We start from the raw sequence: 20,056 nt of genomic DNA, 5'->3' as shown, positions 1-20,056 counted from the left end.
TGGCATCGCCCGTGCGCCTCCGCGCCACGCGGAGCCAGGCCCGGCCCCCCGGGCGTCCGGGCGGGCGTCCGGCGCCGGCCCACCGAGGAGGCGTCCGAGCGGTGGACGCCCGGAAGATGCCTGTTCGTTGACTCCTGGCGACTCCAGAATCTTTGTGACACGGCCGACCCGGCCGGGCTGATAACCCAGGGCCACGCGAGCGGGGTACCGAGGAGGCACATTTGGGTGGGGCTGGAACAGCCAGGGGCACACGGGACGCGGAGCTCTTCGACGCAGTGGATGTCTCCCTCTGGGTGGAGGACTTCACCGCCGTGACGAATGCGCTCGACGCCCTGCGCGCATCGGGCGTCACGGACCTGCGCGCCTGGCTCGCGGAGCATCCCGGCTTCGTGATGGAGGCCGCGGGCTGGGTGGAGGTCCTGGACGTGAACGAGGCCACCGCCCGCCTGCTCGAGGCGCGCGGCCGTGACGAGGTGATGGGCAGCCTGTCCCTCTCCCGCATCTTCCTCCCGGAGACGGCCGCGGCATTCACCGACGAGCTCGTCATGTTCTGGGAAGGCGGCACGCGCCTGGAGCTGGAGACCGTGCTCAAGACGCTGCGAGGCCGCCACGTCGACGTCATGCTCACCCTGACCCGGCCCTCGCCGGAGCACAGCGACCGGGTCTTCGTCACCATGCGGGACGTCACCGCCCAGAAGGCGTCCCAACGCGCCCTCCAGGAGAGCGAGGCCCGCTTCCGGAACATGGCGGACCACGCCCCCGTCATGCTCTGGGTGACGGACGTCACCGGCCGCTCTCTGTATCTCAGCCGCAGCTGGTACGAGTTCACCGGGCAGACGGAGGCCGAGAGCCTGGGCTTCGGCTGGCTCGGCGCCGTGCATCCGGACGACGCCGAGCGCGCGGGCACCGTCTTCCTCGCCGCCAACGCCGACCACCTCCCCTTCCAGCTCGACTACCGGCTGCGACACAAGGACGGCCGGTACCGCTGGGCCATCGACTCGGCCAGCCCCCGCTTCGGATCGGCGGGCGAGTTCCTGGGCTACATCGGCTCGGTCATCGACATCTCCGACCGCAAACAGGTCGAACAGGAAAGAGAGCGACTGCTGGTCGCCATGGACGAGGCCATCCGGATTCGCGACGAGTTCCTCGCCGTGGCCAGCCACGAGCTCAAGACGCCCCTGACGCCGCTCCACCTGAAGCTCCAGACGCTGGCCCGGGTGGCCCAGGAAGGCCGCGGCCCGCAGCTGCTGGAGCGGCTGCCCGCGGACCTGGAGGTCATGCAGCGACAGGTGAAGCGCCTGTCGACGCTGGTGGGCGAGCTGCTCGACGTCACGCTCATCAGCGGAGGCCAGCTGCGCCTGGAGCCGGAGCCGGTGGACCTGGGCGCGCTGCTCCACGAGGTGGCCCTGCGCTTCGACGCCGAATCCCAGCGCACCAGCACCCCCATCCACACGGAGCTGGGCGAAGTGGTGGGCCAGTGGGACCGCGCGCGGCTGGAGCAGGCCGTGTCGAACCTGCTCGCCAACGCCCTCAAGTACGGCGAGGGCCACCCCGTCCACCTGCGGACCGGACGCACCGCGGAGCACGCCTGGTTCAGCATCCGGGACGAAGGCATCGGCATCCCTGCGGAGGCCATGGACCGCATCTTCGAGAAGTTCGAGCGCGCCGTCTCCGAACGCCACTACGGCGGCCTGGGCCTGGGCCTGTACGTCACCCGGCAGAACGTCCGGGCCATGGGGGGCACCATCGACGTGCGCAGCGCGCCGGGCCAGGGCGCCACCTTCACGGTGCACCTGCCCTGCCGGGTGTCGGGTGAGAGCGCCGCGGGAGGACTGGCGCGATGAGGGGCCCCCGAGCCGTGGAGGAGGTGCTGCGCGGCGGCGGCGAGTGCGGCGCGTTGCTCCGACGCATCGACTGGGAGAAGACGCCCCTGGGCCCGGTGGAGCGCTGGCCGCAGTCCCTGCGCACCACGGTGGGAATCGTCCTGGCGTCCAACTACCCGCTCTACCTGGCGTGGGGCCCGCGCTACGTGCAGATGTACAACGACGCCTACCGTCCCATCTGCGGCGCGACGAAGCACCCCGCCGCGCTGGGACAGGAGGCCTCCATCACCTGGCCGGAGGTGTGGGACACCATGCTCGCCCCCGGCTGGGAGCGCATCCAGGCCACCGGCGAGCCCATCCGCGTGGAAGATTTGATGATGCCGTTGGACCGCAACGGCTACGTGGAGGAGTGCTACTTCTCCTACAGCCACAGCCCCATCCGCGACGAGTCCGGCGGCGTGGGCGGCATCTTCGCCGCGCTCACCGAGACCACCGAGCGCGTGCTCAACGAGCGCAGGCTGCGCACGCTCTCCGAGCTGAGCGCCGCGGCCCTGGGACAAGCGACGCCGGCGCTCACGTGCCGGGAGATGGCGCGCGTGCTCGCGGGCAACCTGAACGACGTGCCGCTCGCGCTGCTCTACCTCACCGATGACGCGGAGCGCACGGCGAGCCTCGTGGCGCTCAGCGGCCTGCCGTCGGACAGCCGCGCGGCCCCCGCCCGAATCCTCCTGGACGAGGAGCCCCGCCCGGACACCTGGCCCCTGGCCCGCGTGGCACACACCGGAGAGTCGCTGCGGCTCGAGCAGCTCCCCGAGTCCCTGGGGCCGCTGCCCGGTGGCCCCTGGCCCGAGGCGACCACGTCCGTGGTGGTGCTGCCCATGCCCCGTCCCGGACAAGCCCTGCCCCTGGGCTTCCTGGTGTTGGGCATCAGCCCCCGTCGGGCGCTGGACGAGGCCTATCGCCGCTTCCTGGAGCTGGTGGCCAGCGGCGTGACGACGGCGGTGACCACCGCGCGGGCCCGTGAAGAGGAGCGCCGCCGCGCGGAGGCCCTGGCCGAGCTGGACCGGGCCAAGACGACCTTCTTCAGCAATGTCTCGCACGAGTTCCGCACGCCGCTCACGCTGATGCTGGGCCCGGTGGAGGACGGCCTGCGCGACGCCGAGGAGCCGCTGGGGCCGCGCCAGCGGCATCGCCAGGAGACGGTGCACCGCAACGGGCTGCGGCTCTTGAAGCTGGTCAACACGCTGCTCGACTTCTCGCGCATCGAGGCGGGCCGGACGCGGGCCTCCTTCGCGCCCACGAACCTGGGCGCGCTCACCGCGGACCTGGCCAGCGCCTTCCGCTCCACCGTGGAGCGCGCCGGCCTGAGGCTCGTCGTGTCGTGTGAGCCCCTCCCCGAGCCCGTCTGGGTGGACCGCGAGCTGTGGGAGAAGGTCATCCTCAACCTGCTCTCCAATGCCTTCAAGTTCACCCTGGCCGGGGAGATTCGCGTCGCGTGCGCGGCGAAGGACGACGGGGTGGAGGTGTCGGTGACGGACACGGGCACCGGCATCCCCGAAGCGGAGCTGCCGCGCATCTTCGAGCGCTTCCACCGCGTGCAGGGCGCGCACGGGCGCAGCTACGAGGGCAGCGGAATCGGGCTCGCGCTGGTGCAGGAGCTGGTGAAGCTGCACGGGGGCAGGCTCGCCGTGCGCAGCGTGGAGGGACATGGCAGCACCTTCACCGTGTGGCTGCCCCTGGGCCATGCGCACCTGCCCGCCGGGCACCTGAAGCCCCAGGAGCCAGGTCACACCACCCACCTCCGGGCCTTCGTGAGCGAAGCGCGGACGTGGCTGGAGGCTCCGGCCTCCATCGAGGTCACCGACGACGAGGCGCCCCCGCTTGCGCGCCGTGAAGACCGGACGTCCCACGCCAGCGAGACGGTGCTCGTGGTGGATGACAACGTGGACATGCGCGACTACGTCCAGCGCCTGCTGGGTAGACGCTACGCGGTGGAGACGGCCGCCAACGGGCATGAGGCGCTGGAGCAGGCGCGGGCCCGACGGCCGGACCTGGTGCTCAGTGACGTGATGATGCCGGGGATGGATGGCTTCGGGTTGCTGCGCGCGCTGCGGGCCTCGCCCGTCACGGCGGACATCCCCGTCATCCTGCTGTCGGCCCGCGCGGGCGAGGAGGCCACCGTCGAGGGGCTGGAGGCGGGCGCCAACGACTATCTGGTGAAGCCCTTCTCCGCGCGGGAGCTGCTCGCGCGCGTGGAGGGCAACCTCGCCGTGGCCAGGGCACGCGAGGAGAAGCGCCAGGTCGAGCAGGCGCGGCAGGCCCTGGCCGTCGTGGTGGAGCAGAGCTCGGATGCGATTGGCATCGCGGACACCGAGGGCCGCATCACGTATCTCAACGAGGCCGGCCAGCGGATGCTCGGCGTCCCGGGACAGGAAGCGGCGCGCCACACGTCCCTGCTGGACTACTTCCCCGAGGAGGACCGTCCCTTCGTCCAGGACACGCTCCTGCCCGGCGTGGCGACGAAGGGGCGCTGGGAGGGGGAGCTGCAGGCGCGAAACCTCCGGACGGGGGCGCGGCTGCCCGTGCGCTACGCCATCTCCACCCTCACCCACGCCCGGACGGGCCAGCCGGTGGGCGTGGCCGTCATCGCGCACGAGCTGTCCGAGCAGAAGCGCCAGGAGGCCGAGACGCGCCGGCGCGCGGAGTTCGAGCAGCAGCTCATCGGCATCGTCAGCCATGACCTGCGAAACCCGCTCAGCGCGATTCAGCTGGGAGCGTCGGTGCTGGCCCGGCGGGAGGAGCTGAGCGAGCGCAACCTGCGCTCGGTGCTGCGCATCCAGGCCTCGGCGGAGCGCGCGGTGCGGATGACGCATGACCTGCTGGACTTCACCCAGGTGCGCCTGGGCGGAGGTCTGCCCATCCACCGGCGGCCCGTGGACCTGCATGAGCTGTCACAGCAGGTGATTGAGGAGCTGCAGATGAGCCACCCGGAGCGGGAGCTGCGCGTGGAGTCGGACGGGGATGCCTTCGGCGAGTGGGATTCGGACCGCATCGCCCAGGTGCTGGGTAACCTGGTGGGCAACGCGCTCCAATACAGCCCCGCCAGCTCGCGCGTGACGGTGCGTGTCCAAGGCGAAGCACCGCGCGTCGTCCTGTCCGTCCACAACGAGGGGCCGCCCATTCCCGACGACGCCCGCGCGCGCCTCTTCCGTCCGCTCCAGCGCGCCCGCACGGCGGACAGCAACACGGGGCGCAGCATCGGCCTGGGGCTCTTCATCGTGAAGCACATCGTCGAGTCCCACGAGGGCACCGTCGACGTGACGTCCCAGGACGGCCAGGGCACGACGTTCATCGCCGTGCTGCCCCGGCTGGCGTCAGACCAGGGCACGAGCTGAGCTGGCCCCATCGGGTCCGTCGAAGCAGCGGCCATCACCCCACGCACGGCGGCCCGCCAGAACGCGTCGCGGCTCACCGTGGACACCCTCGACTTCCGGCGGCGCGTCCAGCAGGCGCGGAGGCCCCGCTCCGTACGAGCAGCGGGGCCTCGGGTCATCCCCTACGGACGCTGCTGCGCGAGCAGCCACTCGTAGAGGTTCGGGGAGTGGTACGTGTGGTCCGTGTAATAGGCCCGGGAGTAGGCCTCGTGCCCCACGTTCTCGTAGCGCGTCACCACCGGCGCCGACGGGGGCGAGCAGGCGTTGAGGCCGTTCACCGCCGCAGCCGTGTCGCTCACGTGCACCGTGCCGTCGTCCGCCGCGTGGAAGGTCCACACGGGCACGTCCTCGGTGGCCAGCCGGCAGATGCCCGACACGCCGTTCACGCTGTGGACGCGCCCTCCCGAGAAGGGAACGATGGCGGCGACCTGTCGGGCGTTCGCGTCCGAGCGCTGCGGGAAGCCAGGTGCCTTTGATGGCCAGCCCAGAGAGAGGCGGACCTGCGCCTGCGTGTCCGTCGTCCCCTCGTTGGTGCCGATGAAGAACGTGTCCCGCGTGGCCGACGCGGGATAGCCGGTGCTCGCGGTGGTGCCGCCGCCGCTGCAGGCGCCCGTCCAGCCCTGCCAGAACCCGTCCGTCAGCTGGAGCGACAGCCCCGAGCCCACACCCGCGTCGTCCACCAGGTTGCTCAACGACGAACCGGTGGAGCCGGAGTGGAGGTTGTTCCACCCCGGCGTGGCGGCGGGCCCGTCACCGAAGTCGACCAGGAAGCGCCACGCGGCGCCTTGGCCCCGCCCTGGACGCGAGATCCACGCTCGCCTCGCGGGTTCAGGGCGGTTAGAAACACCCCCTCCATGGCGCCTCCCGGCCTCGCTCCCCCCGCTCCCCTGCCCCCCGTCTCCGGAAGCGGGGGCGTCCGCGTGAAGGTCGAGGGCCTGCGCCGCACCTTCCCGGGTGACGTCGCCGTGCTGTCGGGGCTGGACCTGGAGGTCGCGCCCGGCGCGTTCGTGGCGCTGCTCGGGCCCTCCGGCTGCGGCAAGTCCACGCTGCTGAGGCTGGTGGCCGGGCTGGACCGCGCGGAGGCCGGGCACATCACCTTCACGCCGTCGCTGGAGCGCACGCCCGGTGAGCGCGCCCCCATCGCCTATGTGTTCCAGGACGCGCACCTGCTGCCCTGGCGCACGGTGCTGGACAACGCGGCGCTGCCGCTGGAGCTGACCGGCGTGCCGGAGTCGGAGCGACGGGCCGCCGCGCGCGCCGTGCTCGAGCAGGTGGGCTTGGGGGATGCCACGGACCGTCACCCCGCCGAGCTGTCCGGCGGCATGCGCATGCGCGTGTCCCTGGCGCGCGCGCTCGTCACCCGCCCCCGGCTGCTGCTCCTGGACGAGCCCTTCGCCGCGCTGGACGAGCTGACGCGCGGCCGGCTGGATGACCAGCTCCGCGCGCTGTGGCGCCAGCTGGGGATGACGGTGCTCTTCGTCACCCACTCCATCTCCGAGGCCGCCTACCTGGCCGAGCGGGCCGTGGTCCTGTCGCGGCGGCCGGCGCGCGTGGTGCTGGACCGGACGCTGGAGCTGCCCACCGAGCGCGGCGCGGCCCTTCGCACCGAGGCGTCCTTCGCCCGCGAGGCCCGGCTGCTCCACGAGGCGCTGGAGCAAGGAGAGCGCTGGTGAACCGCCCGGCCCTTCGCGCGGCGCTGCCTCCGCTGGTGGCGCTCGTCGTGCTGCTGTCGCTCTGGGAAGCCGCGGTGCGCCTCTTCGAGGTCCCGGTCTGGCTGGTGCCGCCGCCCTCGGCCGTGGGGGCGGTGGGAGCGCGGGAGGCGGGCTCGCTCTTGGGCGCGGCGCTCACCACGGGGCGCGCGGCCCTGGTGGGCTTCGGGCTGAGCGCGGTGCTGGGCGTGCTGGTGGCGGTGGCGCTTGCGTCCTCGCGCATGATGGAGCGCGCGCTCTACCCGTACACGCTCTTCCTGCAGACGGTGCCCATCGTGGCCATCGCGCCGCTCCTGGTGCTGTGGTTCGGCCCGGGCCCTCGCGCCGTGGCGGTGTCGTCCTTCATCGTCTCGTTGTTCCCGGTCATCGCCAACACGCTCACCGGGCTGCGCTCGGTGGAGCCGCCGCTGCGGGACATGTTCCGTCTGTATGGCGCCGGGCGCTTCGCGACGCTGTGGAAGCTGGAGCTGCCCGCGGCGATGCCGCACCTGTTCACCGGGTTGAAGATTGCCTCGGGGCTGTCGGTCATCGGCGCCATCGTCGGCGAGTTCGTCGCCGGCTTCTCCGAGGGCACGGCGGGGCTGGGAATCCTGGTGCTGGCCGCGTACCGTCAGCTGCGCACGGACCTGTTGTTCGCGGCGGTGCTGGCGGCGTCGGGGTTGGGGCTGGTGTTGTTCGGGGCGGTGAGCCTGACGGGAGCCCGGCTGCTGCGGCGCTGGCACCCGTCGGCGCAGGGGAATTGAGTCACGTGGAAGGGAGGCAGAACGTGAGCGGACGTCTGGTGAAGCTGTTGGGGTGCGTGGGGCTGCTGGTGGCCGCGAGCGCCTGTTCGCGCCAGAAGGAGGAGCCCCCCCAGGGCGCCCAGGCAGGCACCCCGGCGCCACGGAAGGCCGCTCCGGCCAAGGTGAAGCTGGCGCTCAACTGGGTGGCGGAGCCCGAGTTCGGCGGCTTCTACGCGGCGCGCGAGTCGGGGGCCTTCACCCGGCATGGGTTGGAGGTGGACATCCTGGGCGGCGGCGCGGGCGCGCCGGTGCAGCAGATGGTGGCCACGGGCAAGGCCGAGTTCGGCATCAGCGGCGCGGATGAAATCATCACCGCGCGCGCTCGCGGCCTGGATGTGATTCCGCTGTTCGCGGTGTACCAGACGTCGCCGCACGCCATCATGGCCCACGCGTCCCGCGGGGCGAAGGGCATCCAGGACGTGTTGTCCTCGGGCACGGTGGCGCTGGAGCCGGGCCTCTCGTATGTGGCCTTTCTCAAGAAGAAGTACAGCTTCGACAAGGTGAAGGTGGTGCCCTACGACGGCGGCGTGGCGCGCTTCCTCGCGGACAAGGACTTCGCCCAGCAGTGCTTCGTCACCGCCGAGCCCATCGCCGCCAGGCGGCAGGGCGCCACGCCGGCGGTGTTCCTGGTGGCCGACGAGGGCTTCAATCCGTACATCGCCGTGGTCATCACCCGGCGGCAGTACTGGAAGGAGCACCCCGAGCAGGTGAAGGCGTTCGTGGCGGCCGTGCGCGAGGGCTGGCGCGCGTATCTGGACAACCCGGGGCCGACCAACGCGGTGATGGGCAAGCTGAACACGACGATGGACGCGGAGACCTTCGCCGCGGGGGCCGAGGCCCAGAAGCCGCTCATCGAGACCGAGGAGACGAAGGCCCGGGGCCTGGGCGCGATGAAGCGCGAGCGGTGGGAGCAGCTCTCCCAGCAGCTCGTGGAGCTGGGCCTCATCGACAAGGCCCCCTCCGCGGACGAGTACCTGCTGCCGGAGTTCACCGGCGCGCGGGAGTGAGGGCCGCGTCACCGGGCCACGCGCGGCACCCGTCAGAGGATGATGTGCGTGATGGGGGACCAGACGGGCTGGAGGTCCCGGGTGACGCTCTGGGCCTCGGGCACCACCAGTACTTCGGTGTGCACCAGGTAGGGGCCTCCCTGGGGGCGCTTTCCGACGAGCAGGTACGTGTAACGGCCCGCGGGCAGCGCGTCGTAGACGACCTCGGGAGAGGACGGCTTCGGCGGAGCGGGTACGCCCTGCTCACGCATGAGCCGCTCGAAGCCTGAATAGGTGCGCACCTGCGGGACGGTCCCCGGGATGAGCACCGCCGAGTGAGGAGCGACATCCTCTGGAGCGACGCCCGTGAAGCGGGGCATGCGCAGACGCAGCGAGGAGCGCCCATCCTGCTCCTGGATTTGGAGCACCCGCTGCTCCTCGGGCGCCAGCGTGACCCTGCGTGGGACATAGCGGCCGGAGCGCTTCTCCGACCAGGCATTCCCCAGGGAGTCGTGCACGGAGAGGACCTTGAAGACGTACTCCCCGGGCTCCAGCCCCGCCACGTCGAAGCTCCCATCCCGGACCTGCAGGATGCTGGGCGAGTGGCCCTGGTGGTCCCCCAGGGGAAAGACTCGCAGCACCACGTCCGCGGGCCGCCCCTCGCGGTCCTTGACGGTGCCCGACACTCGCGCGCCCGAGGAGAGGCGCAGCTCCAGCGGCTCCTCGCTCACACGCAGCGAGCCTCGCAGGGGCAGGTAGCCGGAGCGGGAGACATCCAGGCGCAGTGAGCCGGGCTCCACCGGGGCGAGCTCGAAGCCCCCTGTCGCGTCCGTCCTCGCGCTCGCCAGCTCCGGGGCCTCCGTGCCCCCGGAACCCGCCTGCGTGTGCTGGACGACGACCTTCGCGCCCTCGATGGGAGCGGAGGTCCTCGTGTCCAGCACCCGTCCGCGGATCCGCTTCCCACCTTCGAGGATGAGGTCGCCCAGGTCCACGTCCTGACCGGGCTCGACTCGCACCTCGCGGAGGGTGCGCAGCAGGTCCGGGGCATCGAACGTCAGCCAGGTCACGCCCGGCTGCTGGATGGGAAACCGGAAGGCCCCGTCCTCGTGCTCGAAGGGCTCGTCGTTGAGGGTGAAGCGGGTGATGGGCGTGCCGTCCGAGCGCCGGAGTCGCCCCAGGATGCTGCCCTGATAGCGCATCACCAGCGTCACGTCCTTCGCGCCCGCCAGGACGGTGCGCCGGGAGTCCTCGCCATCGTGCTCACGCCGCACGTAGCCAGGCTTCTCGACGGAGAGGAGGCAGTTGCCAGGTAGCAGGTGGAGGACCGTGAACCGCCCCGAGGCATCCGTGCGCGCGGACGAATCCGACACCCGGTAACCGCGCTCTCGCTCGTACAGCTCGGCGTGGGCTTCCGGGTCCGACCGGGCCGACACCTCGGCGTGAGCCACGGGGCGCCCGGCTTCATCCACCACGGTGCCGGACACGGAGCGACCGGTGTCCATCCGCAAGGTCACCGTCGTCGGCTCCGAGGGACGGACATCGATGACGCGCGACATCCGATGCGGGGCGCCCGTGTCGAAGATCGCTTTGAGCGTGTATCGGCCGGGCTGCACGGTGCGCAGTTGGAAGCGCCCCTGCTCATCGCTCGTGGTCTCGGCGACATGGGTCTGTTTGCCCTCGGCGAACAGGAAGAGATTCACCTCCGGGAGCACGATTCCCGAGGCGCTGACCACACTGCCCACCACCTGCCCACCGGCGCGCAAGACGAGCCGGAGGTCCTTGGCGGGCGCCGAGACGTCCACGCGTGTGACGACGTAGCCCTCCGCTGAGGCGACAAGGAAGTGGGGCCCCGCCTGAGCCACCTCGAGGACGAAGCGGCCCGCGTCGTCGACCTCCGTCTCGAACCGGTCGGAGACGTAGTCTCCGAACCGCTGCGTCACCCCTCCGGCCAACTCCACGAGGTCCGGCTCACCGGCAGGTCGAGCGACATCCTTCATCAGTCGGGGCGGCGTCATCGCGGCCACCGTGGCCTGCGTCACCGGCTGGTCGTCCTCGTCGAGGACGACTCCCTCCAGGAGGACAGCAGAGGCGGGGCGCTGCGTACCACCATCATGGGGTGCCCCGGACGGCCCCAGGGTCGACGGCGCTTCATCGAGCCGTGTCACGGTGGGCGGCTCGCGAACCGCGGGCACGGTGGGCAGGGCAGCAGGGCGATTGAAGGAGAAGAGCGCCCCGGCCACGACCAGGGCGAGCACCCCCAGAATGATTGCCACCACGGATGACCTGCGCATGCACCCTCCCGGGGAGATGACGCTATCAGGCGATGGCCCCCTGCCGGCGTCCTTGATGACCCACAGGTCTCGGAAACAGATACGCCCGCCTTGCGGGGTTGGTGTCGCGCCCTACCCCGTGTGACAAAGACTGTTGACGCACTCGCACGAGACATCCCAACCGTGGAGCGTCAGGGATTGCGGGCCGAGCCCGGCTCCGTGACATGTCGCATCAATCACTCGAACCCATATCACCGAGCCTGTGCATCGGTTCAGTCGCTTGACGGCTGATTACAGGTGCAATTGAATCCCGCCCTCCAGCCGCGAGCGACTCACCCGGTCACCGCGAGACTGGAGTTCACGCAGCACCCATCAGGAGCAGACCATGCAGATCAAGACCAAGGTTCGCGGTGGTCCCCGTACGTGTGGTGGTGGCGTCATCATCGTCGGGCCCTACAACCCCAACAACCCCTACGAGCAGATTCCGTAGCACCGCTCGCCCCTCATCCGGGCGATGACGACTCGGGTCGCCAGCGGGAGTTCGTCCCTGCTGGCGATTCGTCGTTTCCGCCGTCGGACGCGCTCGAACTCCGGCCTGAACCGCCACCGGCAGGCACGCTATCTTCCCGCCCTGCTTCCCTGGAGCGTGCGCTCGAGGGAGCGCCACCGAGGCGAGCATGACTCCCGAGATTCGACGCAAGGCCCGTCAGAAGCTGGTGCTGGACCACTTCCGCGACGAGGTGCGGCAGCAGTGGGACGACGTCCTGTCGACGTTCCCTCATCCCCACTACGAGCTGGTCCCCACGATGACGGTGCACGACGGCGGCTCCTCGGTGCGCGAGTACTACCGGAACACCCGCGTCGCGTTCCCCGACCAGCACCACGAGCTCATCTCCCTACGGCACAGCGACGACGCGGTCATCGTCGAGTTCTGGCTGATGGGGACCCACCTGGGCCCCCTGGGGAACATCCCGCCCACGGGCAGCCGCTTCCGCGTGCGCATGACGGGGTTCTTCATCTTCGATGCGTCGGAGACCCTCGTTTGTGAGCGCGTCTATTTCGACACGCTCAGCATGCTCAAGCAGCTCCTGGGCGGCCTGGACATGCGCTCCCCCAAGAACTGGCTGCTCGCCGTGCGCTGCTTCAAGGGCCTGTTGTCCATGACCCGCGGCGAGCCCCCGGCGGTGCTCACCCAGACGACACCTCCGGTGCTCGAGGACTGAGGGCGCGACCCGCTCACGAGGAAGGTGGCTTCGGAGCAGCCGGAGCCACGCCCGCGGCAGCGGCGGCGGAGGCTCCCACGGGCGCGGTGCCTGCCGCCGCCGTCGCTGTCGACGTACCTGTCGCCCCCGCGGGAGGAGCGGAGGGCTGACCCTCCGAAAAATCCGAATCATCGTATTGGTAGATCAACGCAAACACTTCGCGTGGCATGGCCTGGCGCTCGAGGCTTTCTCCTATCCCTGCCTTGATAGCCCCTTGCCTCCCGAACTTTTTCCGCCGAGCATTGAATGGGCCGATGTGAACTCCACAACTCCCAAGCATATCGAGAGTCTTCGCATAGGCTTCGTCGAAACGGCCGGCGGCCTCCAGCGCGCTGATGCCCGCGAACTTCTCCCCGAAGACAGGGAACTCCTGGGCCAGTGCGTGGCGGTTCATCCGTACCCAGTATCGTTTGACGAATCCCCGGAGGCGAGGCGCGATGTCGTATGTCTCCGCAAGCCCCGCCGCGAACTCGGAGTACTGCGCCAGGAATTGCTTGCTGTTACAGTCCTCGATGATCTTCGTCAGCTCGCCAGGGTTCAATTCATTCTCGGGGTAGTTCGCGCACCGGACGATGAACTCTGCGATGTTCCCTGCCTGCTTGACGAAGCTGTCGTACAACGCCTGCTTGTGCGCAGTCCCCTTCGTGCGCCAAAGCTGATAGGCCATGGGAATGCCGGCCGAGATGGCTTCACTGAAGGACTGATCTCCTTCCGCGATGGTGAAAGACCTGTCCGCGGCGCGCCATAGCTGCTGCATGTCAGAGTAGGCAATCACCTGCTTGGGCTTCATGGCCACGACCTTGAACACCCTGTTGCCCAGACTCAGGGTCTCGACGGTCAGCGTGTCGAACTCAACGGCCTTGCCCCTCTTGAGCTGGGCCAAGGGGCCCTTCCGTTGCTCGAGGTATCGCTCAAGATACGTGATTCCAAGCCGACTCTTCTTGCTGTCCTCCCCCACGGTGTGATGGTTGACGGGGAGCACGATGGCATGGGTGATGCTCAGGTCGAAGATGACTCGATCCAGGAGGAGGTCGTAGCGAGCCCTCTCCTTCTGGCCGGCACCATAACCAAAGAAGAACCGCCACTCCTGGCCATGCTTCGGGAGCACCTCTCGCAGGTGTGGCTGGGACAGGTCCAGCTTGCTCAGCGCGAGCGGCTGCCTCAGCGCCAGGTTGCTCATGATACCGATTTCGTGTTCACGCAGCCCCGAGCTGCGCGTGTACTCGTTCAGCTCCTTCGCCGTGCGGTAGCCATACTCCGTGACAACCAGCCGGTCCTTCGTGCCGACCATGCCGGGAGTCTCCAAGGCGACCTCGTGGTACTCGTCTTCAAGAGCGCCCTTCTCGACCCCGGCGAAGCTCGGCAGCATCGTGGTGAGGTCCGGGTGGTTGGAGTCGATGGCGACCGTCCACTTCGTGCCCACCATGAGCATCCTGCAGGTCTGCAGGCCGTTGATCAGGTCACCGAGGCCATTTTGATTCGCGGAGCGGACCAAGAGGTCCAGGTGCGGGATGTCCAGGTTTCTATACGGCTCATCCATCTTCTTCTGCTGGAGCGCCGTCAACTTGCTTGGCGCGCAGGGCTCCGCTGCTGCTGCCGCCTCCTTGGGACTCTTCCCGTCAGCCTTCTTGCGCGCCTTGGATGTCGGGGCGGAGCCCGAGCCGGCGGCCGACTGGGCAGCTGACTTCTTGTGCAACCCGGTGAGCATCGCCACGCTGACCGTCAAGCCTCTGTACTTCGAGCATTCACTCGCGGCCCATTCGATGGGGACGCCTGCTTTGTTCAGACCTGCGGTGCAGGCGGGGCAGAACGCGGCCTTCGCGCTCGGGGCTCCAGCCAGAGGCTTCCCACAACTTGCACAAGACATGTATCGGCTCCATCCCGAGGACTTCGCGCATGAGGTTGATGCGGGAGCTTCGTGTCGACCCTGGCGCAGGGCAGGCACGAGGGGGGCCTGCGCCAATCCCGAGCGGCACGACGCGATGTCTCGCGGTGCCACAGCGGGCGACTTTCCGAAAATGCATTGCAGATGCCATGCCGCAACACCTGACGTCGCCAGATGCGAGGGAGCGAACACTCCGTGGCGCCCCGGGTCCCCGAGGTCCGCGTTCACCCCGGACGCGCGCGCGTCCTCGTCGGACGTCCTGCGCGAACAACCGAGGCCACTACACGCGCGGCCCCAGGTCGGCTACGAAGCGGGGCTCCTCGCGGACACGAAGGGACATGACATGGACCTCATCGGACAGCTCTCCCAGCAGCTCGGAGTCGACGGCACGCAGGCGCAGGGACTGGCGGGCGGCCTGCTGAAGCTGGTGCAGGGCACGGTGAAGGAGAAGCTCGGCGCGGACACCGCGGACCAGCTGGGCCAGGCCATCCCGGAGATGGACACGTGGCAGAAGGCCGCGCCCGCCGCCGAGCCGGAAGGTGGCGGGCTCATGGGTGCGCTCGGCGGACTCATGGGCGGACAGGGCGGCGGCGCGGGAGGGCTGCTGGGCGCGCTGGGCGGCGCCGCGGCGCAGGGCGCGGAGGTGGCCGCCGTCGTCTCGCTGCTCGGCCGCTTCAACCTGGACGCGAGCAAGGCCACCCTCGTGGCGCCCCTGCTGCTCGACTTCCTCAAGTCGCGCCTGGACCCCGCGCTCGTCGGCAAGGTCCTCTCCGTCCTCCCCCTGCTCACCGGCGGCGGCGCCTCCGGCGGCGGCGGGCTGGGAGGTCTCGGAGGGTTGTTCGGCGGGCGCTGAGGTCGCCCGCCAGGGAATCCCCGGTGTCCCGCTGGGCACGCACCGGGATTCGAGGGGCGCGGAGACCCGGAGTCCTGGGCGAGCCCGCGCGTGCAATCGCCCGCGCGCGGCGCCGTAGGACGGCACTCGCCCCCGAGGTTCCCCCGTGCCCGCGCTGCTCGAGGATGTCCGCTTCGCCGTCCGGCTCTTGCTCAAGAGCCGGGGCTTCACGCTCGTCTCGCTCCTGACACTGGCCCTCGCCATCGGGGCGAACACCGCGCTCTTCAGCGTGGTCAACGGCGTGCTGTTGAGACCGCTGCCCTACCCCGAGCCCGACAAGCTGATGCAGGTGGTGCGCATCAACAAGGACCACGGGCGCTCGGCGTCACAGTCCATCGCGGCCTACACGTGGATGACCGCGGAGGGCTCACCCTTCTCGCGCGTCTCGGCCCACGAGCAGCTGCTCTCGGGCTTCAGCGTCGTGGGTGACGGTCTGCCGGAGCGGCTGCCGGGCGCCCGGGTGACCGGGAGCTTCTTCGAGACCTTCGGCACGAGGCCCACGCTGGGACGCGGCTTCCTTCCGGAGGAGGACGTGGTGGGCGGCCCCCGCGTGGTCGTCCTCAGCGAGGGGCTGTGGCAGCGGCGCTTCGGTGGCGCACCGGACGTGGTGGGCCGCTCCATCGTCCTCAACGACGAGCCCTACACGGTGGTGGGCGTGGCCCCCGCCACGTTCGCCCATCCCCGGGGCGCACTCCTGTGGACGCCACTCCAGCTCGACCTCACCGACCACGCCGACGTCAACTTCCTCTTCGTGACCGGACGGCTGCGCCCGGGCATCACCCTCGACGGCGCGACGGCCATGCTGCGGACGCTGGGTGGACGCGTGCGCACGCAGAGCCCAGGCCTGCTCGACGAGGGCCAGGACTACGTCCCGGTGGAGCTCAGGACGTTCCTCGCGGGCGACCTGCGACTGGCGCTCTGGGTGCTGCTGGGCGCCGTGGGGCTGGTGTTGCTCATCGCATGCGTGAACCTGGCCAACCTCCAGCTTGCGCGAGCGGCCTCGCGCAACCGCGAGTGGGTCGTGCGCGCGGCGCTGGGCGCGGCCCCGGGGCGGCTCGCGCGGCAGATGCTCACCGAGAGCCTGCTGCTCTCCGTGCTGGGCGGCGGGCTCGGGGTGCTGCTGGCCTCGGCGGCGCAGCCCGGGCTCCTGTCACTGGCGCCCGACACGTCCCCCCTGCTGACCGGTGACGGCGCGCAGGTGGGCATCGACGGCACGGTGCTGGGCTTCACGCTGGGCGCGTCGCTGCTCACGGGCCTGTTGTTCGGGCTGCTGCCCGCGTGGCAGGCGTCGCGCACGGACCTGGAGACCGCGCTGCGCGAAGGGGCCCAGCGCACGAGCCTGGGCCCCACGGGCGGGCGCACGCGCGCGCTGCTCGTGGTGGGCCAGGTGGCGCTGGCGGTGATGTTGCTCGTGGGCGCGGCGCTGCTCATCCGGGGGTTCTTCGCGCTGCGCAACGTCCAGCCGGGCTTCGACCCGCGCGGAGTCCACGTACTGCGGATGTCGCTGCCGGAGGCGCGCTACGGCACGTTGGAGACACTGGAGCGCTTCGAGACGCAGGTGGAGGAGCGCGTGCGGGCGCTGCCCGGCGTGGAGGGGGTCGGCTCCACCTCCGCGCTGCCCATGGGCGCGGGCCCCAGCATGTCGTTCTCCATCGAGGGCAGATACACGGGTGATGACAACGGCCCCGGCGCGGGCTGGGGACAGTACCGCCCGGTGACACCGGGCTACTTCCAGGCGCTGCGCATCGGCCTGGTGCGCGGGCGGCTCCTGACGGAGTCGGACGTGGCGGGCTCCGAGCCGGTGGTGGTCCTCAACGAGACGGCGGCGCGCCGGTTCTGGCCGGGCGAGGACCCTTTGGGCCAGCGCATCCGCGTGGCGCACTCGGTGCCCAGCCTCCGGGACGAGGTGCCTCGCGCGGTGGTGGGCGTGGTGCGGGACGTGCGCGAGGATGGCCTGAACGACGAGCCGCCTCCGGTGATGTACGTGGCGCCCGGACAGATGTCCCAGGGCATCGCCTCCCTGCTCGTGCGGATGATTCCGCGCAACCTGCTGGTGCGCGCTCCAGGAGGCCACGCGGAGGTGGTCGCGGCCGTCCAGCGCGAGGTGTGGGCGGTGGACGCGCAGCAGCCGGTGATGGAGACGCTGAAGCTGGAGGACCACGTCGCGCGCTCCCTCGGCTCCGAGCGCTTCAACATGGTGCTGCTGGCGATGATGGCGGCGCTGGCGCTCCTGCTGGCCGCGGTGGGCATCTACGGCGTGCTGTCCTATCTGGTGGGTCAGCGCACGCGGGAGCTGGGCGTGCGCCTGGCGCTGGGCGCCACGCGGGGCCAGGTGGTGCGACTGGTGCTCCGGCAGGGCCTGGGCTCGGTAGCGGGCGGGGTGGTGCTGGGGTGCGCGGGCGCGCTGGCGCTGACGCGGCTGGTGTCGGGCTTCGTCCACGGCGTCAGCACCCTGGACCCGCTGTCGTTCATCGCCGCGCCGCTGGTGCTGCTGACGGTGGGGCTGGTGGCGACGTGGCTCCCCGCGCTGCGAGCCTCGCGCGTGGACCCCATCATCGCGCTCAAGTACGACTGACATCCTGAGCCGACTCCAATCAGCATCTCCGGCCAGACGTCGAATCCGGCCTGCGCGAGGTTGATTCACGTTGGATGCGGATGTCCTCCACACCTCGCGCGGCGCCGCATCCGACGGGACGGTGGCATTGGCCCCGTGGGTTCGCTACGCCATGGGCATGCCACTGCTCGCCGCGACGCCTGCCCTACCCGTTCGAGAGATTGCCCGCGCCGTCGAATTCTATGAGCACCGCCTGGGATTCAAGGCGCGCCACGTCGAGCCCGACTTCGCGATTCTCGTCCGGGACGCCGTGGAGCTTCACCTCTGGGCCGCCAACAAGCCCGACTGCCCCGGCGCCGAGCCCCACCTCGCGGGCACCGCGTCCTGCCGGGTCCGGGTGACGGGGCTGCACGACCTCTACCGTGAATACCAGCACCAGGGCGTGGTGCATCCGAACGGCGCGCTCACGAAGCAGCCCTGGGGAGACGAAGACTTCACCGTGCTGGATGCCGATGGCAACGCCATCGCCTTCTTCGAGTCGGCGTGAACCCTTGCCCCGGCGGCGGCGAGGTCTCCCCGCACCCGCCCCTTTACGGTCTGCCTTCACACGAATGGGCACTCCGTCTGGATTAAGCTGGCATCGTCTCACTCACCTGACGAGGCCTTTCATGAAGCAGTCTCTTGTCGTGACAGCGGTGTTGTTCAGCCTCTCCCTGCTGGGCTGTGGCGGTCCGGTCAGCGAGCCCGAGGCCGTGCCCGAGGGCAGCCAGGACTCGGCGCTCTCCCAGCTGGCGTGCTCGGGCCATCCCGCGTGCAGCTCGCTCGTGAACAAGCGTTGCTTCAACGAGGGCGAGGCCCAGACCTGCTGCGCCGGCGATACCACCGGCGAGCTGTACTGCGTCTACTCCGAAGGCCGGCTCATCTTCGTGTACTGACGCGCCCGCCCTTCCTCGCCAGGGCGCTCGTGGCCCGTGGCGAGGAGGGCCCTCCGTGGCGGAGAGGGATTACGCGTAGCGCGCCTGGAGGCGGAAGCGGTTGACCTGGTCGCGGAGCTGGTCGCGCACGTCCGCCACCGAGCCCGAGTACTCGAAGGCGGGGTCCTTGCGGTCGGTGGTCGTCGCGGAGAAGCCGCCGCTGAGGGAGCCCAGCCCCCGGCCGAAGCCCTGGGAGAACTCGGTGACGTCGGTCTCGTACGGCGTGAGGCTCGCCTCGAGCTGGGTCACCCCGGCGAACTGGTTGAAGGCCTTGCCGAAGCGGCCCTGGAGGAGCGACTCGATGCCGCCCGAGCCGAAGACCTCGTCCACACCACCGGAGAACGCGAGCCGGGCCTCGGCCTGGCCGCCGAGCGTGCCCGCGATGGGCACATTCCCCTGCGCCTTCACGTCCGCGGTGAGCGAGACGGAGACCTCCCCCGTGCTCACCGCCGTCGACGCGAGGTCCTTCACGAGGCTGCCCGGGTTGCTCATCACGTCGCTGACGCTGAGGTCGTCGGGGAGCTCGAAGCTCTCCTGAACCTCCAGCTTGACGTCCCCGCCGAGCTCCCCCTTGAGGCCGGGGATGCCACCGGCCACCTCGGCGGAGATGTTGGTGTACTGGCTGAGCACCACCCGGGGCGCGCCGTCGCCGAACTCGAGGCGCACCTTCGCGCCATACTCCTGGTTCACGCCGCCTCCGAGCGAGGCCTGCTTGCCGCCGCTCAGGCTGGCGGCGAGCTCGGTGGACGAGTTCGGGTTGAGCTCGAGCGCGGAGACGTTGTCGAGCAGCGCGCCGTAGTCCGGCGTCGCCCCGTCGAGGGCCCCGTCGATGCCCCCATCGAGCAACCCCGAGACGCCGCCGGCGACGGGGCCCAGGAAGGTCCGGGCCGCGTCCGCCGCCTCCTCGGCGCTGTCGAAGGTGAACTCGACGGTGCCACCGGTGTTCGAGAAGGCGCCACCGGTGACCTCACTCCCCTTCTGCTGGAGGCTCCCCATCAGCCCCGCCCCCGCCTCACCCGCGACGGCGAGCGTGAACGAGCCGTCCTCGTTCTTGGTGAGGGTCTGCGTGCCCTCGAGCCGCCCGCCGATGCCATACACCGAGCCATCGAGGCTCGCGCGGAGCTGGTAGCTGTCCCCCGGGCCCAGGTCGTCGAGCTGCTTCTCGATGGCGAGGAAGTCGACCTGGTCCTCCACCGCGTCAATCACCCTGCGCCCGACGTCCTGGGCGAAGTCGATGCCCTGCTCGGCGGTCTCGACAATCCGGTCGCGCGCCGTGGCGAAGGGGTCGAGCAGGACGGAAGGGGATGGCGCGGACTCGACGAAGCTGCTGACGCCCTCGTAGACCTCGGTGGCCTGGGACGTCGCCGTGTCGAGCGCCTCCTCGCCAACGTCGACGACGTTGTCGACCGTCTCCGTCACGGCATCCTTCGTGGCGTTGTAGGCGTTGCTGATCGGATTGCTGATGGACGACAGCGAAAGTCCCAT

General features: G+C 70.3%; 14 protein-coding genes. 10 read left to right on the top strand and 4 right to left on the bottom strand.

Features of this window, described 5'->3' with window-relative positions:
- Window positions 1–221: 221 nt before the first annotated feature.
- Window positions 222–1,844: a sensor histidine kinase gene (locus AC6JA9_RS12835; RefSeq protein ID WP_497959803.1), complete on the top strand. Its 1,623-nt coding sequence runs from the start codon at window positions 222–224 to the stop codon at window positions 1,842–1,844.
- The gene (locus AC6JA9_RS12830) at window positions 1,841–5,218 is read left to right on the top strand and encodes an ATP-binding protein (RefSeq protein ID WP_497959802.1); all 3,378 of its coding nucleotides are present in this window, start codon (window positions 1,841–1,843) and stop codon (window positions 5,216–5,218) included. The genes AC6JA9_RS12835 and AC6JA9_RS12830 overlap by 4 nt, the downstream gene beginning before the upstream one ends.
- Window positions 5,219–5,379: 161 nt before the next feature.
- Here the strand turns inward: AC6JA9_RS12830 and AC6JA9_RS12825 are convergent, their stop codons facing one another.
- A complete protein-coding gene (locus AC6JA9_RS12825) occupies window positions 5,380–5,937 on the bottom strand; it encodes a hypothetical protein (protein WP_497959801.1) in 558 nt (185 codons plus the stop codon).
- A gap of 240 nt (window positions 5,938–6,177) precedes the next feature.
- Here AC6JA9_RS12825 and AC6JA9_RS12820 point away from each other — a divergent pair, with 240 nt between their 5' ends.
- Genes AC6JA9_RS12820 through AC6JA9_RS12810 form a run of 3 tightly spaced genes read left to right on the top strand, consistent with a single transcriptional unit; the run spans window position 6,178 to window position 8,755 of the window.
- Window positions 6,178–6,930 carry an ABC transporter ATP-binding protein gene (locus tag AC6JA9_RS12820; RefSeq protein ID WP_426747187.1) on the top strand — a complete coding sequence of 251 codons (753 nt, stop codon included), beginning with the start codon at window positions 6,178–6,180 and terminating at the stop codon, window positions 6,928–6,930.
- Window positions 6,927–7,709 carry an ABC transporter permease gene (locus tag AC6JA9_RS12815; protein ID WP_267697130.1) on the top strand — a complete coding sequence of 261 codons (783 nt, stop codon included), beginning with the start codon at window positions 6,927–6,929 and terminating at the stop codon, window positions 7,707–7,709. Before AC6JA9_RS12820 ends, AC6JA9_RS12815 begins: the two co-directional genes overlap by 4 nt.
- A 23-nt stretch (window positions 7,710–7,732) precedes the next feature.
- The gene (locus AC6JA9_RS12810) at window positions 7,733–8,755 is read left to right on the top strand and encodes an ABC transporter substrate-binding protein (protein WP_267697131.1); all 1,023 of its coding nucleotides are present in this window, start codon (window positions 7,733–7,735) and stop codon (window positions 8,753–8,755) included.
- Window positions 8,756–8,787: 32 nt separating this feature from the next.
- On the opposite strand, the gene AC6JA9_RS12805 is transcribed toward AC6JA9_RS12810, so the two are convergent.
- Window positions 8,788–11,007 (bottom strand): MSCRAMM family protein, encoded by a 2,220-nt coding sequence (locus AC6JA9_RS12805; RefSeq protein ID WP_497959799.1) that lies wholly within the window; start codon window positions 11,005–11,007, stop codon window positions 8,788–8,790.
- 674 nt (window positions 11,008–11,681) lie between these two features.
- On the opposite strand from AC6JA9_RS12805, the gene AC6JA9_RS12800 reads away from it, so the two are divergent.
- A complete protein-coding gene (locus AC6JA9_RS12800; protein ID WP_497959798.1) occupies window positions 11,682–12,227 on the top strand; it encodes an ester cyclase in 546 nt (181 codons plus the stop codon).
- A 13-nt stretch (window positions 12,228–12,240) separates the two neighbouring features.
- Here AC6JA9_RS12800 and AC6JA9_RS12795 read toward each other — a convergent pair whose 3' ends face one another.
- The gene (locus AC6JA9_RS12795; RefSeq protein WP_497959796.1) at window positions 12,241–13,992 is read right to left on the bottom strand and encodes a hypothetical protein; all 1,752 of its coding nucleotides are present in this window, start codon (window positions 13,990–13,992) and stop codon (window positions 12,241–12,243) included.
- A gap of 502 nt (window positions 13,993–14,494) precedes the next feature.
- On the opposite strand from AC6JA9_RS12795, the gene AC6JA9_RS12790 reads away from it, so the two are divergent.
- The 4 genes from AC6JA9_RS12790 to AC6JA9_RS12775 all read left to right on the top strand — a co-directional run bounded on the left by AC6JA9_RS12790 (window position 14,495) and on the right by AC6JA9_RS12775 (window position 18,532).
- Window positions 14,495–15,004 (top strand): DUF2780 domain-containing protein, encoded by a 510-nt coding sequence (locus AC6JA9_RS12790; protein WP_497959795.1) that lies wholly within the window; start codon window positions 14,495–14,497, stop codon window positions 15,002–15,004.
- Between the two features lie 145 nt (window positions 15,005–15,149).
- A complete protein-coding gene (locus tag AC6JA9_RS12785) occupies window positions 15,150–17,618 on the top strand; it encodes an ABC transporter permease (protein WP_497959794.1) in 2,469 nt (822 codons plus the stop codon).
- A gap of 127 nt (window positions 17,619–17,745) precedes the next feature.
- Window positions 17,746–18,144, top strand: coding sequence for a bleomycin resistance protein (locus tag AC6JA9_RS12780; protein WP_497959792.1), 399 nt, complete (start codon window positions 17,746–17,748; stop codon window positions 18,142–18,144).
- A gap of 121 nt (window positions 18,145–18,265) precedes the next feature.
- Window positions 18,266–18,532 (top strand): hypothetical protein, encoded by a 267-nt coding sequence (locus AC6JA9_RS12775; protein WP_497959791.1) that lies wholly within the window; start codon window positions 18,266–18,268, stop codon window positions 18,530–18,532.
- A gap of 69 nt (window positions 18,533–18,601) precedes the next feature.
- On the opposite strand, the gene AC6JA9_RS12770 is transcribed toward AC6JA9_RS12775, so the two are convergent.
- Window positions 18,602–20,056 carry a hypothetical protein gene (locus AC6JA9_RS12770; RefSeq protein WP_267697139.1) on the bottom strand — a complete coding sequence of 485 codons (1,455 nt, stop codon included), beginning with the start codon at window positions 20,054–20,056 and terminating at the stop codon, window positions 18,602–18,604.

The organism is Myxococcus sp. MH1 (assembly GCF_059738865.1).
Note: the sequence above shows the minus strand (reverse complement) of the source record. Positions and strands in the feature narration are given on the sequence as shown.

What these genes read in the sequence shown, in the direction of transcription:
- AC6JA9_RS12800 (WP_497959798.1), top strand. Translation starts at nt 11,682, where the DNA reads ATGACTCCCGAGATTCGACGCAAGGCCCGTCAGAAGCTGGTGCTGGAC.
- AC6JA9_RS12775 (WP_497959791.1), top strand. Translation starts at nt 18,266, where the DNA reads ATGAAGCAGTCTCTTGTCGTGACAGCGGTGTTGTTCAGCCTCTCCCTG.
- AC6JA9_RS12790 (WP_497959795.1), top strand. Translation starts at nt 14,495, where the DNA reads ATGGACCTCATCGGACAGCTCTCCCAGCAGCTCGGAGTCGACGGCACG.
- AC6JA9_RS12830 (WP_497959802.1), top strand. Translation starts at nt 1,841, where the DNA reads ATGAGGGGCCCCCGAGCCGTGGAGGAGGTGCTGCGCGGCGGCGGCGAG.
- AC6JA9_RS12770 (WP_267697139.1), bottom strand. Translation starts at nt 20,056, where the DNA reads ATGGGACTTTCGCTGTCGTCCATCAGCAATCCGATCAGCAACGCCTAC.